At 64.9% G+C, this 16,826-nt stretch carries 15 protein-coding genes; 3 read left to right on the top strand and 12 right to left on the bottom strand.

From position 1 onward, the window contains the following. Window positions 1-3: 3 nt before the first annotated feature. The 12 genes from L5014_RS26605 to L5014_RS26550 all read right to left on the bottom strand — a co-directional run bounded on the left by L5014_RS26605 (window position 4) and on the right by L5014_RS26550 (window position 13,385). Window positions 4-324: a YciI family protein gene (locus L5014_RS26605; RefSeq protein ID WP_238466787.1), complete on the bottom strand. Its 321-nt coding sequence runs from the start codon at window positions 322-324 to the stop codon at window positions 4-6. Next, window positions 321-1,217, bottom strand: a complete 897-nt coding sequence (locus L5014_RS26600; RefSeq protein WP_238466786.1) for an intradiol ring-cleavage dioxygenase — start codon at window positions 1,215-1,217, stop codon at window positions 321-323. The genes L5014_RS26605 and L5014_RS26600 overlap by 4 nt, the downstream gene beginning before the upstream one ends. Before the next feature lie 58 nt (window positions 1,218-1,275). Further along, entirely contained in the window at window positions 1,276-2,343 is a 1,068-nt protein-coding gene (locus tag L5014_RS26595; RefSeq protein WP_238466785.1) for a maleylacetate reductase, read from the bottom strand. Between the two features lie 7 nt (window positions 2,344-2,350). Further along, on the bottom strand, window positions 2,351-3,817 hold the full coding sequence (locus L5014_RS26590) for an aldehyde dehydrogenase family protein (protein WP_238466784.1): 1,467 nt from the start codon (window positions 3,815-3,817) through the stop codon (window positions 2,351-2,353). A 51-nt stretch (window positions 3,818-3,868) separates the two neighbouring features. Next, entirely contained in the window at window positions 3,869-4,888 is a 1,020-nt protein-coding gene (locus L5014_RS26585) for a hydroxyquinol 1,2-dioxygenase (RefSeq protein WP_238466783.1), read from the bottom strand. Window positions 4,889-4,946: 58 nt separating this feature from the next. Next, the gene (locus L5014_RS26580; RefSeq protein WP_238466782.1) at window positions 4,947-5,441 is read right to left on the bottom strand and encodes a cupin domain-containing protein; all 495 of its coding nucleotides are present in this window, start codon (window positions 5,439-5,441) and stop codon (window positions 4,947-4,949) included. A gap of 736 nt (window positions 5,442-6,177) precedes the next feature. Next, window positions 6,178-7,107, bottom strand: coding sequence for a LysR family transcriptional regulator (locus L5014_RS26575; protein WP_238466781.1), 930 nt, complete (start codon window positions 7,105-7,107; stop codon window positions 6,178-6,180). A gap of 161 nt (window positions 7,108-7,268) precedes the next feature. Further along, on the bottom strand, window positions 7,269-8,552 hold the full coding sequence (locus tag L5014_RS26570; RefSeq protein ID WP_238466780.1) for an MFS transporter: 1,284 nt from the start codon (window positions 8,550-8,552) through the stop codon (window positions 7,269-7,271). A 309-nt stretch (window positions 8,553-8,861) separates the two neighbouring features. Continuing rightward, complete coding sequence (locus tag L5014_RS26565; RefSeq protein WP_238466779.1) at window positions 8,862-10,154, bottom strand: TRAP transporter large permease; 1,293 nt, start codon at window positions 10,152-10,154, stop codon at window positions 8,862-8,864. Next, the gene (locus tag L5014_RS26560; RefSeq protein ID WP_238466778.1) at window positions 10,151-10,711 is read right to left on the bottom strand and encodes a TRAP transporter small permease; all 561 of its coding nucleotides are present in this window, start codon (window positions 10,709-10,711) and stop codon (window positions 10,151-10,153) included. Before L5014_RS26560 ends, L5014_RS26565 begins: the two co-directional genes overlap by 4 nt. Then, window positions 10,708-11,724 carry a TRAP transporter substrate-binding protein DctP gene (gene dctP, locus L5014_RS26555; RefSeq protein ID WP_238466777.1) on the bottom strand — a complete coding sequence of 339 codons (1,017 nt, stop codon included), beginning with the start codon at window positions 11,722-11,724 and terminating at the stop codon, window positions 10,708-10,710. Before dctP ends, L5014_RS26560 begins: the two co-directional genes overlap by 4 nt. Before the next feature lie 80 nt (window positions 11,725-11,804). Beyond that, window positions 11,805-13,385: an alkaline phosphatase family protein gene (locus tag L5014_RS26550; RefSeq protein ID WP_238466776.1), complete on the bottom strand. Its 1,581-nt coding sequence runs from the start codon at window positions 13,383-13,385 to the stop codon at window positions 11,805-11,807. A gap of 99 nt (window positions 13,386-13,484) precedes the next feature. Between L5014_RS26550 and L5014_RS26545 the strand changes: the two genes are divergently transcribed. From L5014_RS26545 to gabP, 3 genes are all read left to right on the top strand, one after another. Next, entirely contained in the window at window positions 13,485-14,294 is an 810-nt protein-coding gene (locus tag L5014_RS26545) for an IclR family transcriptional regulator domain-containing protein (RefSeq protein ID WP_238466775.1), read from the top strand. Between the two features lie 44 nt (window positions 14,295-14,338). Beyond that, window positions 14,339-14,956 (top strand): TetR/AcrR family transcriptional regulator, encoded by a 618-nt coding sequence (locus L5014_RS26540; RefSeq protein ID WP_238466774.1) that lies wholly within the window; start codon window positions 14,339-14,341, stop codon window positions 14,954-14,956. Between the two features lie 342 nt (window positions 14,957-15,298). After that, complete coding sequence (gabP, locus tag L5014_RS26535; RefSeq protein ID WP_238466773.1) at window positions 15,299-16,702, top strand: GABA permease; 1,404 nt, start codon at window positions 15,299-15,301, stop codon at window positions 16,700-16,702. Window positions 16,703-16,826 lie beyond the last annotated feature (124 nt).

Genomic DNA, 16,826 nt, shown 5'->3' with positions numbered 1-16,826 from the left:
CGCTCAAACCCTTTGCTCAGGATTGCCAACATTCCAGTCCCACGGCCGGATCTCGACCCGCTCGAACACGCCCGCCAGCGCATAGGGGTCGTCGCGCACGAAGCGCATCACGTCGTCGTAGCCTTCGGCTTCGATCACGAGCAGCGTGCCGTTGAGCGCATCGCACTGCGGCGCAAGCGTCGAGCCGCCAAGCCTCACGAACACGCCGTGCTGCGCGGCCGAGCGCAGATAGCTGCGATGCACGGCCCGCACGCGCTCGCGCACTTCGCGCATGCCGGGCTTGTCGGTGGCGAACACCGCGTAGTAGCGCGTCGACGGTCTCATGCGCGCTCCAGCACGAAGTCGTAGCTGGCCTCGCGATAGCCGCCCTCGAAGCCGAATCGCTGTGCGTTCGCATCGCCCGCCGCGCGCTCGCAATAGTCCACCTGCAACGACGGCTTCACGCCGAATACGGCGTCCGAGTCCAGATACTGATCGTTCTGGTTGAACAGGTGCGTCACGAGCGTGCTGTGACCGGGCGCCGTGATCATGAAGTGCAGATGCGCGGGCCGCCACGGATGCCGCCCCGTCGCCTGGAGCATGCGGCCCACCGGGCCATCGGTGGGAATCGGATAGCACACGGGCACGATGGTGCGGATCGCGTAGCGGCCTTCGGCGTCGGTGCGATAACGGCCGCGCAGGTTGCCGTGCGGCTGCGCGGTATCCTGTCCCGAGTACATGCCGTTGTCCGCCGTTTGCCACACGTCGAGCAGCGCGTTCGCCACGGGCTCGCCGCTGGTCGACAGCACGCGGCCCTGCACGAGCGCGGGCGTGCCCGGCGTGAACGCCATGTTCTCGCCATACGCGCGTTCCGGCATGCCCTCGATATAGAACGGACCGAACACAGTCGTGTCGGTCGCGCCCGTTGCATAGCGGTGGTTGATCGCGTCGACCAGCATCGACACGCCCAGCGTGTCGGACAGCAGGATGAACTCCTGGCGCACGACACCGTCGCACATCTGGCCCGTCTCGGTGAGAAAGCGGATGGCCGCGAACCACTCCGCCTCGGTCAGTTCCACTTCACGCACGAAAGCGTGCAGATGCTGCACGAGGCTTTGCATCAGCGTGCGCAGGCGCGCGTCGGGCGTGTTCGCGAAGCGCGCCACCACCTGTTCCGTCAAGGCCCGCTCGGCCTCGGTACCTTGCGCCGACGTGGCTGTCTCCACGGTTGTCTCCATGGCTGTCTCCTTTCGTTTGCTTTGTGGCTTGGTGCGCCGCTCACACGGCGTGATCCGGCTATTGAGGCTCCGCGCCTTCCCACGCGCGCTGCAGCAACGCGCGGATTGCCTCGCGCTCCAGCGCTCGCGGATTGGGGTACGCATTCGTGCACGCGAGATCGGCCGCTTCGTCGAGGCCCGTTTCGGGCATGCCGATGTCCTTGAGCGCCATCGCAATGCCCAGCGACGCGTTCAAAGCATACAACCGTGGCCCCGCCTGCGCCGCCTGTTCCGCACCCAGCGCGCGCGCCACGCGTTCGAGCGCCTGCGGCGCGGCGGCGTGGTTGTAGTGCGCCGTATGCGGCAGCATGATCGCGTGCGTTTGTGCATGCGGCAGGTTGAACGTGCCGCCCAGCGTGTGGCAAAGCTTGTGATGCAGCGCCATGCCCACCGCGCCCAGGCAACTGCCCGCGAGCCACGCGCCATAGAGCGCGCGGCTGCGCATCGCCACGTCGTCGGGACGCTGCACGACGGCCGGCAACGCCTCGCCCAATGCGCGAATCGATTCTTCGGCCATCAGGCTGATCACGGGGTTGGCGTCTTCCGCGTAGAGCGCTTCCACCGCGTGCGCCATCGCGTTGACGCCCGAGGCCGCCGAAATGCCCGCGGGCAGCGACACGGTCAGCGACGGGTCGTAGATCACCGTGCGCGGCAGCACCCGCGAATCGCGCCCGGTCTTCTTCAGGCGCCCTTCGGTGAGGCCGTAGATCGGTGTCATCTCCGAGCCCGCATAGGTGGTGGGCACCGCGACGATCGGCAGCGACGATTCGAGCGCAATGGCCTTGCCAAGGCCAATGGTCGAGCCGCCGCCCACGGCCACGCAGCATTGCGCGTCGAGCGCCGCCGCCTTTTCGCACGCGGCCCGCGCGACCTCCACGGGCACGTGCATGACCGCCTCGGCGTGAATGCCCGCCGCGCGTTCACCCAGCAGACGCGCGACTTCCTCGGCGAGCGGACGCTGCTCGGGCGTCGAGAGAATCAGCGCGCGGCGCGCACCGAGCCGGTCCACTTCCTCGGGCAGCCGCGCGAGGTTGCCCCAGCCGAACACCACGCGCGACGGCAAGCCCTGATAGACGAAGCGATCCATGGCGGCCTCAGCGCTTGAAGTGCGGCGGCACCTGGGCGTCCACGTTGACCCACACCGAGCGGGCCTCCGTGTAGTCGTGCATCGCCTCGAAGCCCATCTCGCGCCCGTAGCCGGACTGACCAACGCCGCCGAACGGGCTGCCCGGGTTCACGCGCTTATAGCAGTTGATCCAGCACATGCCCGCGTTAATCTTGCCCGCGATGCTGTGCGCACGCGAAAGATCGCGCGTCCAGAGCCCGCTGCCGAGACCGTAGTCGGTGCCGTTGGCAATGGCGAGCGCCTCTTCGTCGGACTTGAAGCGCAGCACGGTCACGAACGGGCCGAATACTTCTTCCTGAGCGATGCGATCGTTCGGCGTCTTCGCCTCGATCACCGTGGGGCGCACGTAGTAGCCGTTGGCGAGCGCCGGGTCCTGCGGTGCGCTGCCGCCCGCGAGCACGCGCCCGCCCTGATCGCGCGCCAGCTCCACATAAGCCTTCACACGCTCCAGATGTTGCAGCGACGTGAGCGGCCCCATCTCTGTTTCGGGATCCAAAGGATTACCAACACGAATCGACGCCGCAAGGTCGACGAAGCGTTCGAGAAACTGATCGGCAATACGCTCGTGCAGCACGAGACGCGAGCCCGCGATGCAGGCCTGCCCCTGATTGTGGAAGATCGCCCAGGCTGCACCGTTGATCGCGGCGTCGAGATTGGCGTCGTCGAATACGATATTCGCACCCTTGCCGCCCAGTTCGAGCTGCACGCGCTTCAAGTTGCCCTGCGAGGCCTCGACGATGCGCCGCCCCGTTGCCGTCGATCCCGTGAAGGCGATCTTGCCCACGCCGGGATGCTCCGCGAGCCGTTGCCCCGCCGTGTGGCCATAGCCCGTCACGATGTTGACCACGCCCGCCGGAAAGCCCACTTCCGCCATCAGCTCGACAATGCGCAGCGTGGAGAGCGGCGTGATTTCCGATGGCTTCAGCACGACCGTGTTGCCGGCCGCGAGTGCCGGGCCCATCTTCCAGCTCGTGAACATGAGCGGAAAATTCCACGGCACGATCTGCCCGACCACGCCAATGGGTGCGCGCTGCACGTAGTTGAGAAAGCCCGTTTCGACGGGAATCACCGAGCCTTGCAGCTTGTCGGCCATGCCGCCGAAGTAGCGAAAACACCCCGCCGTGCGCGGCACGTCGAGCGCGCGCGAGTCGCGAATCGGGTGCCCCGTGTCGAGCGATTCGAGTTGCGCCAGCTCTTCGCCGTTCGCTTCGATGGCGTCGGCCAGACGCAGCAGCAGGCGGCCGCGCTCGGCGGCGGGCATCGCCGACCATTGCGGGAACGCGCGCGTGGCGGCGGCCACGGCCAGATCGACATCGGCGGCGGTGGCTGCGGCGATCTTCGTGATCAGCGAGCCGTCGTGCGGATTGAGCACGTCGATGGTGCCGCCTTCGACGGCGTCAACGAAACGGCCGTCGATGAACAATTGCGTTTGCATGATTAAATCCTCGTTTGATGCTCAGGCATGCTGACTAGCTGCAACACTCGTTTAGAACTCGACCGGATACGGCTTGAGATCGCCGCGCTCGTAACGCTTGGGCAAATCGGCCGTCGCGTTCTCCCAGACGAGCAGCATCGATCGCTTGGTCGAGTAGCCCTGGTGGCGAATATCGGCGGGCATGGCGCAGATGTCGCCGGCGCGCATCGTGATGCGTGCGCGCGGCGCGCCCGTGTTCTTGTCGCCGATATCCCAGACGATTTCGTCCGAAAGTTGCAGGAACCATTCGACGCGATCGTTGCCGTGGAAAACCGGCAGGATGTATTCCTCCGTGGTCGGGCAGAACAGGCTCTGTCCGCACACCGAAGTCACCGAGGGATTCCACGTGACGTCCGAACGCGAGAGGTACTTGAAGAGGTTGAACGCATGCAGCTCGCCTTCGAAGCCGGGCTCGACATGCACCTCGGGATCGTCCTGGGACACGTCAGCGAAGGCACGGTTCACGGGCAGGTCGTCGCGCAGCGGCGAGTCGCCTTCGAGCCCCGGCATGCGGCGCGTGGCGATGCGCGTGCGCTCGATGGCGGCGCCGTTCTCGCCGTGCTTGCGGCCAAACGCGGTGCCGGTTTCCTCGGGCGCGGCGAACGGATCGAAGCCTTCGTTGGTCCAGTCGTGCAGGATCGCCTTGAAGGTCGCCATGATGGTGGGCGCGTCGAAGGTCTCGATATAGTCCACGCCGGCGTCCTTCATGATGCCGTTGAACGAACCCGCATAGACGTCCACCTTTCCATAGTGGTTGCGCGTGCCGAACACGTGGTCGAAATTCACCCAGCCGTAGAAGAAGCCCCAGGCGACGTCGCGCATCATCGCGCGCAGGAAGGCATCGGCGGGAATGGCGTGCGTGCGGATCTGACCTTTCGCGGGCCACAGCACCTTGACGAAATATTCGTCGCGCGTGAATTCAAAGGCGCCGAGCTTGAAGCGGCAATAGCCGGTCACGGCGTCGGGCTCGCTCGCGCACACGGTGTCGGCGGCGAAACTTACGGAGTGGTCGTGGGATTCGAGGCTGGCCATTTGGTGTCTCCTGTATTCGGGTATTCAGTTCCGGGGTGTTCGTTTTCGGGCTGTGCGTTCAGTGCAGGCAGATGTCTGCCCACTTCTGCACCGAAAGCTCGCCGACCATGGTCTGCACGAGCGCCACGCCAGTCTTCTGTGCGCTGAAGCGATAGGCGCAGCCGGCGGGCAGCAGCGCCTGATGACCGTTGCGCAACACCACGTGGCCCATCTTGCGGCCCGCAGGCGCCTCGCCCGCGGCGACGGTGCCCGTAGTGCCCGTGGGCGGCGTATCGAGCTTGATGAAGTCGATGCGCACTTCGCCATCCATCAGGATCACGAACTCATCGTGCGCGCAGGCGAACCAGCGCGACTGACCCTCCGCGCGCAGCACCTCCATCACGTATTCGAGGTTCTTGCCGACCACGACCTTTTCATAAGGCGCCGACTGTGCGGCGACTTCGAAGACGTTCGAGAAAACATAGTGGCGGGCGTCGCCGCTCGTGATCTCGATCTCGCCTTTGCGGTAGTGATCGAGCGAGCCGAAAACGGTGTGGAATGAGGTATCGGGCATGGCTGTCTCCTGTTTCCTGTTTTGGAAGGTGTGTTGCGTTTTACTTTAGGTGCGCTGCGCGCAGACAACAACCAGTGGGCGGGCGACTACGGTATTCGCGGTTTGCAAATAATCGGGTGGGGCGTTCGCTGTGCCTTCGCGGTCCTTCGCTTTTCCTCGCGTTTCCTTGTTTTCGTGTCGGTCTATTAGCGTTGCCCCTGTGCGGGGCGGCACCTACTTTTCTTTGCAGCCGCAAAGAAAAGTAGGCAAAAGAAAGCGGCTCAAACCGCCAGTGTGACGCCGTCCACCTCTTGCCGTTAATCGAAGTGGTTCCGGGGCATCCGTCACCTCGCACCTTCAAACATAGTGACAAAGGGCCCGCACATCCCGCTGCTCGCTACGCGCGCAGCGGTCGGGTATGCAGGGGAAACCACACCTACTGCACTTGCACTCGAATACGCATGCACTGCATCGAGTCACATGCATTCCGATGGTTTGGGGTTATGCCCCACGGCGCGCGCAGCGCCGCCGGAGGGATGAGTCCTTAGTCACTCTGTTGTACGGCGCGTGGTGGCAGACGCTCCGGAACCGCTCCGATCACAGGCAAGTGGTGGACGGCGTCACACTGGCGGTTTGAGCGGCTTTCTTTTGCCTACTTTTCTTTGCCGCTGCAAAGAAAAGTAGGTGCCGCCCCGCACAGGGGCAACGCTAATAGACCGACACGAATACAAGGAAACGCGAAAAAAAAGCAAAAACCCTATCGCACCCAACCGCGCTCGATCAACGGCACATCCCACGCGGGTTCGGGTCCCAGATACTCAGCCAGAAATTCCACCAGCGCCTTCACCTTCAGCGCCTGGCGCTGCGTGGACGGATAAACGGCCGCAAAGCTCAACGAAGAAAGATGGTAATCAGTAAGGATCGGCACAAGCGATCCCTCAAGCAGCGCCGCGCTCGCCACAAGCGTGGGCAGGCACACCACGCCGCCGCCCGTGAGCGCGTAATCGCGCAGCAAATGCACCGAATTCGAGCGGATCATGCCGGGCAGTTCCAGGTCCACGACTTCGTCGCCGCGCGTCATCGTCCAGCGATTGCGCGAGGGATAACCCGAATAAAGCGCCGTGGTGTGCTGCAGCAATTCACGCGGATGTTGCGGCGCGCCATGCTCCGCCACATAAGCGGGCGTCGCGCAAAAGAGCCGCCGCACCGAAAAGAGCCGCCGTTCGATCAGCGATTCGGAAATCGGCGGAAAAATCTGGAATGCCACGTCGAAGCCTTCTTCGATCGGATCGACCACGCGGTCGTTGACGATCACATCGAGCTGGATGCCCGGATAGCGCCGGTTGAACTCGGCAAGCGGCGCGCCGAAATGGCCTAGCGCGAAGCCCGGCAATATCTGGATGCGCAGCCGCCCCGTGGGCGTCGCGCGCAGTTCGCGCATCTGGTCGGTCAGCTCGTTGACGCGCCCCACGACCTCCGCGCATTCGCGATAAAACGCCTCGCCGACTTCGGAGAGGCGCACATGCCGCGTGCTGCGATGAAAGAGCGGCGCGTTGACGAATTTTTCGAGCTGCTGGATACGGTTCGTGACAACCGAACTGGTCACGCCGAGCTGCCGCGACGCTTCCGCAAAGCTGCTGGTCTCCGCCACGCGCACAAAGGCTTCGATACTCAGAAATCGGTCCATGCTCCTCTCTTCTTTATGGGTTCGGGCCGTCCAAGTATAGGGCCCGATTCTGTTGCGCCACGCCGCCGCGGCACGGGCGGCGTGGCAAGAGAGGGGAACGTGGATGGCCCGCCGGCACTGCGCTGGTACTGCTCAGGTACCGCTCAGGTACTGCGCGGATACTACTCCGCTCGCCCGGCAACGGGAATTTGCGCGGCAGCGGCAACCGCCTCGCGGCGGCGCAGGCTGGCCGGCGCGGTTTCCTTGAGCAGGAGGCTCACCAGTACGCCCAGCATGACGGCGCCAATCGGCAGCCACAAAATGTTCTGGATACCAAAGTGTGCGGCGACGAAGCCCGCGAGCGCAGGCGCCACGCCGCCGCCGAAGATTTCTCCCGCGCCCACCACGAGGCCGATGGAAGTCGAGACCATGCCGGCCGGCGCGGCCTCGGTGGCGACCGGTCCCGAGAGCAGCGAAACGAGCCCCAGCGTGAAGAACGATGCCGCGAACAGCACCGCGAACAGTTCCAGCGGCTGTGCGCCGAGACCGCGAAACACGATCAGCATGGCAGCGGTGCCCACGAAGCCGATGACGCTTGCCACGCGCCGGCCCAGCAGATCGGAAAGCCCCGGCAAGCCAAACTGTCCGACGAAACCGCCGAAGCCGATGGCGGAGGCCACCATGCCCATGTGCTGCATGTCGAGCGCGAGATACTGCGTGAGGTAGAGCGGCAGCATGGCGCCGAGCACGAACACACCCGTCATCGCGCAAAAGAGCGCCACCATCGCCACCGGAATGTTGCGGCTGCGAAGCACGTCGCGCCAATGGCCGCGCTCGACCGGCGCGGCCGATGCAGCGGATGCGTCGGCGGCGGGCGCGCCCGCATCCTGCGGCTCGCGAATCAGGCGATACATCAGCAGGCCGAGAATCAGGCCCGGCACCGAGACAAGCGCGAATACCCAGCGCCAGCTCATCACGCCAAGCAGTTGCGTGGCGATGATCGGCGAAAGCGCAAGCCCGAACAACGCGAAGCCGCTTTGCTGAAGCCCGAGATTGAAGCCGCGGCGCTTGGGGTGCGAGGCATCGGCCGTGGCCGCGAAGCTCGTCGGGCAGAACGAGCCTTCGGCCACGCCCATCAGCGCGCGCACGGCCAGCAGGCTCACGAAGCTGCCTGCGAGGCCGGAAAAGCCCGAGAGCAGCGAGAACGCGATGATCGCCGGAATCAGCACCTTGCGCCGGCCCACCTTGTCGGACATGCCGCCCATGACCGCCGCGAACACGCCCCACGAAAGGCCGAGTATGCCGATGCAGTTGCCCACATCCTGCGCGTTCAGGTTCAGGTCCTTCATGATGGATGGAAAGAGCGGCGCGATCAGCCAGCGGTCGAGGCCCACGAGGCCGAAGCCCAGCGCCAGCAATGTCACGGCCTTCCACTCGTAGGCCGAGTCCCATGTGTTCGATTTCATCTCTGTCTCCTTGGGCCGGCCGGCTGCCGCGCCATCGGTATGTTCGAAAAACGGTGTGCGACGCGACATGCATCACTGTGCTGGACGCCATCGGAATCGACGTGGCAAAGATAGTCGCAAGCACCCCGTAATCAGTACCGGATAACGCCCGAATACGTCATTCGCGAATCGCAAACAATCGGGCGCGCGCGGCCGCCGGGCAAGGCAGCCGGGACACGGCGAGCGGAGCGGGCGGCGCGTTGTGGTGCGATACGGCCACCCCAGGACAATTACGGGTAGACGCGCGAGCGCGCGCCAGGCGGTCGGCGTTCAGCGCATGAGGTGGACCAGTCCGAGCGCAATGTCCGGCACGAGAATCACCACCACCAGCGCCACGATGTTCGCGCAGAGAAACGGCACTGTGCCGCGGAAAATGGTGCGAATCGACAATTCCGGCAACATGGTCTTCACCATGAACACGTTCATGCCCACGGGCGGATGAATCATGCCGATCTCCATCATCATCGCCACGTAAATGCCGAACCAGATCATGTTCGCGCCAAGCGGCTGCACCACCGCCGCGAACACGGGAATGGTGAGCAGCATCATCGCGAGCGCTTCCATGAGCGAGCCGAGCACGATGTAGATGCAGGTGATGACCGCGATCACGCCGAGCAGCGGCAAATGCAGCGCGTGAATCCAGGCGACCAGCGTGGCCGTGAGGCCCGAGAGCGTGATGAAGTTTGCGAACACCATGCCGCCGAAGGCGATGGCGAAGATCATCGCGGTGGTCTTGCCCGCTTCCACGAGCGACTCGAACAGCAGCGCCCAGCTCAGCTTGCGGCGCAGCCCCGCGAACACGAGCGCGCCCGTCGCGCCAACGCTCGATGCCTCCGTGGCCGTGAAAATGCCGCTATACAGGCCGCCAACCACGATCAGGAACAGCGCGAGCACGCCCCAGATCTTGCCGAGCTTGGCGAAGCGCGTGCGCCAGGCCACGCGCTCGCCGCGCGGGCCTTTGGCGGGATCGCGCCGCACCGTCCACCAGATCGAGAGCAGGAACAGCGAGCCCAGCAGCAATCCTGGGCCGATCCCCGCGATAAACAGCTTGCCGATGTCCTGATCGGTCAGGACTCCGTAGATGAGCAAGGGAAAGCTCGGCGGAATCAGCGCGCCCAGCGTGCCGCCCGAACTCACGCAGCCGGCAGCGAGGCTGTCCGAGTAACGGTGGCGGCGCATGGGCGGCATCGCGACCTTGGTCATGGTGGCCGCCGTGGCGATCGAGCTGCCCGACATCGAGGCGAAACCCGCGCAGGCCAGCACCGTGGCATGTGCGAGGCCGCCCTTGAAGTGGCCGATCCAGGCGTTGGCCGCGTCGTAAAGTTCCTCGGCCAGATCGGCTTTGTAGATGAACGTGCCCATCAGGATAAACATCGGCAGCACGGAGAGATTCTCGTTGGCGGCAAGGTCGGCGATCGTCATGCCGGCCATCGAGAGCGCGGGCTCCCAGCCGCGGATCAGCGCGAACGAGCCCACGCCGATGCCGAGCATCGCAAAGCCGAGCGGCACGCCCACGAACGCGAACAGCAAAACGGCGGCGAAGCCGGAAAGTGCGAGTGTCATGGCGTTTCCTTGCGGCCGAGCGCGGCGAAGTGATCGACAGTGAGCGCGAGCAGCACGATCAGCGTGACGCCGGACAGTGCGCTCATGTAGTAGCTGAGCGGCGCAAGCGGCCATTCCAGCACGGTCGTGGTGATGCGGTTGTGGGCGAGGTCGGCGCCGTCGCTGGCGAGCTGCCAGGTCATGATGCCGACCGCCACGAGGCTCACGAGCAGCACGAACAGGTGTTGCAGCCAGCTGCCGAGGCGTCCGAAACGCCCATGCAGCAGGTTCACCGTGATGTGCTGCTGGCTGAGCGTCACGAGCGGAAACGCCGAGAAAATGAGGATCGCCATGGCAAAGCGCACGATCTCAGAGGCCCCGCGTATGGGCGCGGAGAACCAGTACCGCATGAACACGTCGCAGAACGTGAGGCCCATGATCGAGAGCAGCACGAGCGCGACGACTGCGCCAAGTACACGCCGCAGCCAGCGTGAGGCGGCCCGCTCGCGGGGGCTGCTCGCGTCGTCGGCAAGCATCCCGGGCGGCTGCAATGCGGCGGAAGGATTCGCGTGGCTCATCTTGCCTCCTGCCTGGCTTCGTCACGGTAGTAAGCCAGTGCGGCCCCGCCGTCCACGTTCAAGCGGTTCGCCTGGGCGATCCAGTGCGCGTCCATCGGCTGCGCCAGCGCACGCAACTGGGCGACGAACGCGGGCGGCGGATCGATCAGCTTGAGCCCGTTCGCCACGGCTTGTGCGCGCGCTTGCTGGTTCGCCGCGTCGATCGCGGCCATGCGGTGTGCGAATGCCTCGCCCGAGAGCGCCGTGATGGCTGCGCGGTCGGCCGGCGCGATCGACGCCCATACCTGCTTGTTCACGAAGAGCGAGAAGCTCGGCGCGGTAATGCCGCCCGGCACGGTCGTTTCGTAGCGTGCGTAGCGGACCACGTTGAAGCGCGCGGCGTCCATCTCGGGAATACCGGCGAAGCCGTCCACGGTGCCGCCTGCCACCAGCTCGCTCATTTTCGCGGCGGGCGTGGCGACCACGCCCGCGCCGCCGCGATCCATCAGCGTCGAGGCAACACCTGGCAGTGCCCAGTATTTCACGCCGTGTATCGCCTGAAGCGACGTGACGGGCTTCTTGAGGCTGTAGATCTCGCCGGCCGGAAACACCACGAGCGCGAGCAGATGGACGTCGCCATACTGGCCGGCCCGCTCGAAATACTTTTCGTAGGTGCGCCAGAGCGCGATCGACATGCCTTCGGAGGAGGACGAACCGAGCGGCAGATGCGCGAGCTGCACGAGGCTCGCCTTGTTCTGGATGAGGCCGTTGAAGATATAGGCGCCGTCCACGATGCGCTTGCGCACGACGTCCCACTGCTGCTGCGGCGAGCCGATGCTGGTGGGCGGAAAGACGATCTTCACGCGCCCCTGGGTGGCGCGCTCGACGTCCTCGGCCCACGGCCTCATGACCTCGACGTTGAAGATGTGCTGTGGCGGCAGAAAGGCGTTGACGACCAGCGTCGTGGCGGCGTGCGCCATGGCCGGTAACGCCAGCGCCAGCGCCACTAAATGGGCTGCGATGAGGCGATACATGGTGTCTCCTGCATGTCTGAATAATTTTGCCTGCTCTACCGCTGTTGGGGGGCCGGCGCCCCCGTGCTTCCACTAACGTATTACCAGTCGCCGAGCAGGATGCCGCCCTTCTCCGAGACTTCCGTCCAGCGTTCGACGAAGCGCGCCGGCGCCGTCTGCCGCAAGGTGCGATGGCGCAGCCAGTCGAACAGGCGCTCATGCAACTCGGCGCGCACGCTCGCGTGTTGCGCATCGCGGCCCAGATCGTTCAGTTCGTCGGGGTCTGCCGCGAGATCGAACAGTTGCGGCGCGAAGCCGTCGTAATGGATGTATTTCCAGCGCCCGTCGAACACCATGAAACAGCGGCAGCCGTCGAGATCGCGGCCCAGCAGCGTGCGCGTGCGCGAACGGAACGAATAGTCGAACTCGCTGAAGACCGCATCGCGCCACGATACGTCAGGCGCACCGTGCAGCAGCGGTTGCAGCGAGCGCCCCTCGACGATATGAGCGGGAATTTCCACGCCCGCCGCATCGAGGAAAGTGGGCAGCAGATCGATCGCCTCGACGAGCCGTCGCTCGACCGTGCCGCGCGTGGCGTCGGCCTCCGGGCGCGGATCGACGACGATGAGCGGCACGCGCGACGACGCATCGTGAAAGAGCTCCTTCTCGCCGAGCCAGTGGTCGCCCAGATAGTCGCCGTGATCGCTCGTGAACACGATCATCGTGTCCTGGTCGCGGCCGGTTTCGCGCAGGAACGCGAACAGGCGGCCGAGGTGATCGTCGATCTGCTTCACGAGTCCCATGTAAGTGGGGACGACCGTTTCGCGCACCTCGTCGCGCGCGAAGCTCACGCTCTCATCGTGCTTCATGAACGCGCCGTAGACCGGATGCGGATGCTCGCGCTCGTCGAGCGTGCGCACGGCGGGCTTCACGTCCTCGGGGCCATACATGTCGTGGTAGGGCGCGGGCACGATGTACGGCCAGTGCGGCTTGATCAGACTCAGGTGCAGGCACCAGGGCGCGTCGCCCTGCTCGCGGATGAACGCCATCGCGCGGTCGATCATATACGGCGTTTCCGAGTGCTCCTCGCTGACGCGCGCCGGCTTCGACGCGTGGCGCATCTTCCAGCCGCTCAGAATCTCGCCGTTCGGTCCTTCGGCCGAATTTGCGTAGTCATGCCAGGGATTGTCGCCCTCGTAGCCCTTGCTGCGCAGGTAATCGCAGTACGGCGTTTGAACGCGCTTGCCGAAGAGGCCGGGGTGAATGCCGTCGTCGCGATCGAACGGCTCGAAGCCGCACTCCTCCACCAGCACCGCGTCCGGCGACTCATGGCTCATGCCGAGGCGCTGCATGCCCGCCTTGTCGGCGACCATGTGCGTCTTGCCCGCGAGCGCGACGCGCATGCCGCGCGTGCGCAGGTAGTCGCCAAGCGTCAGCTCGCCAACGGGCAGCGGCACGAAATTCCAGTACGCGCGGTGACTCGCCACGTAGCGGCCCGTGTAGTACGACATGCGCGACGGGCCGCAAACCGGGCTTTGCACGTAGGCGCGCTCGAAGCGCACGCCGCGCTGCGCCAGTGCATCGATGTTCGGCGTGTGCAGCGTCGGGTGGCCGTAGCAGGACAGGTAGTCCCAGCGCAACTGATCGCACATGACGAACAGGATGTTCTTGACTGTCTCCATCGCTCTCTCCTTGATTGAAGCAAGCGTAGAACAGCCGGGATGCGCAACCCAGCGATTTCTGAGATGATTTCACTCAGTGAAACGCAACGGATTCCGGCCATGTGGTCACCGAAAGTCAAGACCATCGACGCCCTCGAACGAGGCCTCGTCACGCTCAAGACCCTGCAGGAACTTCAGGCCGCCAGCCTGCACGACCTGCATCTGCACACGGGCATTCCCAAGGCCACATTGCTGCGTATTCTTTTGACCCTGGAGCGCCAGGGGCTGATCTGGCAGCGACTGGCCGATGGGCTCTTTCGTCCGAGCTATACGTTGCAGGCGCGCGCGCGGCGCCTCGATCGCGTGGATCATCTGATCGAATGCGCGGTTACGGAGCTGGACCAATTGCAGGCCCGCATCCTCTGGCCATCGGACCTCGCGGTGCGGCGCGGCACGACGATGGCGCTCTGCGAGTCGAACCGCAAGCGCTCGTACTTCGTCGTCAACCGCGACAAGCTCGGATATGAGATCAACATGCTGCGCTCGGCGGTCGGCCGCGCGTATCTGGCGTTCTGCCCCGACGAGGAACGCGAATCCCTGCTCGAAGCGTTGCGCCAGGGGCAGCGGCCCGGCGACGAGCGCGCGCACGACGGGCGCTACGTCCGGCAGTTGATCAATGAAACGCGCCGCCAGGGCTACGGCGCGCGCGAGCGCAACTTCGGCGGCGCGTATGACCAGTCGCGGGCGCAATACAACGACGGCCTGTCCGCGCTCGCCGTGCCCATCGCGGCGCCCGATGGCTCCATTGCCGGCTGCGTCAACATCGTATGGATCGAGCGGCTTTTCAAGGTGGAGGAAATGGCCGCGCGCCATCTGGAGGAGCTTCGCGACGCCGCCGCCCGGATCGGCGCGCGCCTGTCCGTGGAGTAAGACCCGGATTCAGCCCGGCTGGCGATGCACAGTAAAATCCCTGCATGGATCCAAACGCCTCCGCCCCCCAACGCCTGACCGACCGCAAGCGCGCCGCCATACTCGAAGCGGCCATCGAGGAATTTCTCGCCGCCGGCTACGACGCCACCAGCATGGACCGCATCGCGGCCCGCGCGAGCGTTTCGAAGCGCACGGTCTACAACCACTTCCCGAGCAAGGAGGCACTGTTCGAGGCGATCCTGCATCAGCTCTGGGACGCCAGCGCGGGTGGCGCTCCGAGCGCGTACCGCGCAGCGGACCCGCTGCGCGAGCAATTGCTGGCGCTCTTGCTGCGCAAGCTGCGCCTCATGGCCGACGACGCGTTTCTCACGCTCGCGCGCGTGGCGATCGGAGCCGGCATCCACTCGCCCGAGCGGGCGCGGGACATGGTGGCGCGCCTCGGGCAGCGCGAAGAAGACGTGACGGTATGGATCCGCGCGGCCGCCGCCGACGGCCGCCTGCGCGTCGACGATCCGCTGTTCGCCGCGCAGCAACTGCATGGGCTCGTGAAGGCGTTTGCGTTCTGGCCGCAAGTGACGATGGGACAGCCGCCGCTAGGCGAAGACGAACAGCAGCAGATCGCGCAAGCCGCCGCCGACATGTTTCTCGCGCGCTATGCGTGAGGGATGGCGGATCGCCGCCTGAGTGCGTCAGTGCCGCGAACAGGTGTGTACATGCACTGTCCACTGCGTAAAACATCCGTAGTCCGAAATCATCGTCATGCGCTATGGCTCGGTTCAAGGACAGCGTCGTTTCGATGCCTGACGATGGCGCAATCGTTCTATGTGTAGCGATCGGCAATCGGATTTCATCCAGTAGGCGCGGAAAAAAACGGATCCAGCCGCATTCCTTATGCGGAACCGCGCCACTATCAAGCGCGCATGGATTCTCCCTTGACTCACTTTTCTGGGCCAACGAGACTTTGTGCGCTGCACTGGACTCAAATGTTTGACATCGGAGAAGACATGCAGGTATCGAAGGACGCGAAATTAAGCAGCGGACTCAAGCAGCGGCACGTGACGATGATGTCCATCGGCGGCGTGATCGGTGCGGGGTTGTTCGTGGGCTCGGGCCACGCCATCGCAGAGGCCGGGCCGGCAGCCCTGCTCGCCTATGTGTTCACAGGCATGCTCGTCGTGCTCGTCATGCGCATGCTGGGCGAAATGGCCACGGCGCAGCCCGACAGCGGCTCGTTTTCCACCTATGCCGATCACGCCATCGGCCATTGGGCCGGATTCACGATCGGCTGGCTGTACTGGTGGTTCTGGGTGCTGGTCATCCCGATCGAAGCCACCGCCGGCGCCACCATCCTCAATACGTGGTTTCCCTCCATTGCAACGTGGGTCTATGCCTTGGGGATCACGTTCATCCTGACCGTCACGAATCTTCTCTCGGTCAAGAACTACGGCGAATTCGAATTCTGGTTCGCGCTCATCAAGGTGGTCGCCATCGTCGTCTTTATCTGCATCGGCGGCGCCGCGATTCTCGGCATCCTGCCGCATTCCGGCGTGTCGGGCGTCTCGCGGCTCGTGGCGAACGGCGGCTACATGCCGAACGGTATCGGCGCCGTCTTCGCGGCCATGCTCACCACGATGTTCTCGTTCATGGGCACGGAAATCGTCACCATTGCCGCCGCGGAATCGCATAACCCGCGTCAGCAGATCGTGCGCGCCACCCGCTCGGTCATCTGGCGCATCTCGCTGTTCTACTTCGGCTCGATCTTCGTCGTCACCGCGCTCGTTCCGTGGACCGATCCGCTCCTGACGTCGCAGGGCTCGTATCAGCGCGCGATGGAACTGATCGGCGTGCCGAACGCGAAGGCCATCATCGACGTGGTCGTGCTGCTGTCGGTCGCGAGCTGCTTGAACTCGGCGCTTTACACGGCGTCGCGCATGCTCTACTCGCTCTCCGCGCGGCGCGACGCACCGGCCATGCTGCGCACGACCGACCACGCAGGTACGCCGCGCGCGGCCGTGCTGGCCTCCACCGCGTTCGGCTTCCTGACGGTGATCGCGAACTACCTGGTGCCCGAGCAGGTGTTCAGCTTTTTGCTGGCCACATCGGGCGCGATCGCGCTGCTCGTGTATCTCGTCATCGCAGTCTCGCAGCTTCGGACGCGCGCCAAGCTGGAGCTGGCGAAAGACGGCCTTCAGTTGAAGATGTGGTGCTTTCCGTGGCTGACGTGGGCGGTCATCGCGTTCATCTGCGGCGTGCTGATCATGATGTTGCTGGGCGAGGAGCACCGTATCGAGGCTGCGGCAACGGGCGCACTCGCGATTTGCGTCGTGGCGGCGTCGTGGTTGAACCGGCGCTACCGGCTGCGCGAGGAGCAAACCCAGCCTGCGCGGGTTCACGCGCGCGTCCAATAAATCGACAATCGAATCCTCCCGGCGGGGCTGGACAGCAACGCCACTAGCCGGGAAACTGAACCCCGCCGGGCAGCCACGCAACGCACCACGAAATTCGGCAACGCCCGGCCCGAAACAGGAGATG

The sequence above is a fragment of the Paraburkholderia tagetis genome (assembly GCF_022213065.1).
Taxonomy (GTDB): domain Bacteria; phylum Pseudomonadota; class Gammaproteobacteria; order Burkholderiales; family Burkholderiaceae; genus Paraburkholderia; species Paraburkholderia tagetis.
Note: the sequence above shows the minus strand (reverse complement) of the source record. Positions and strands in the feature narration are given on the sequence as shown.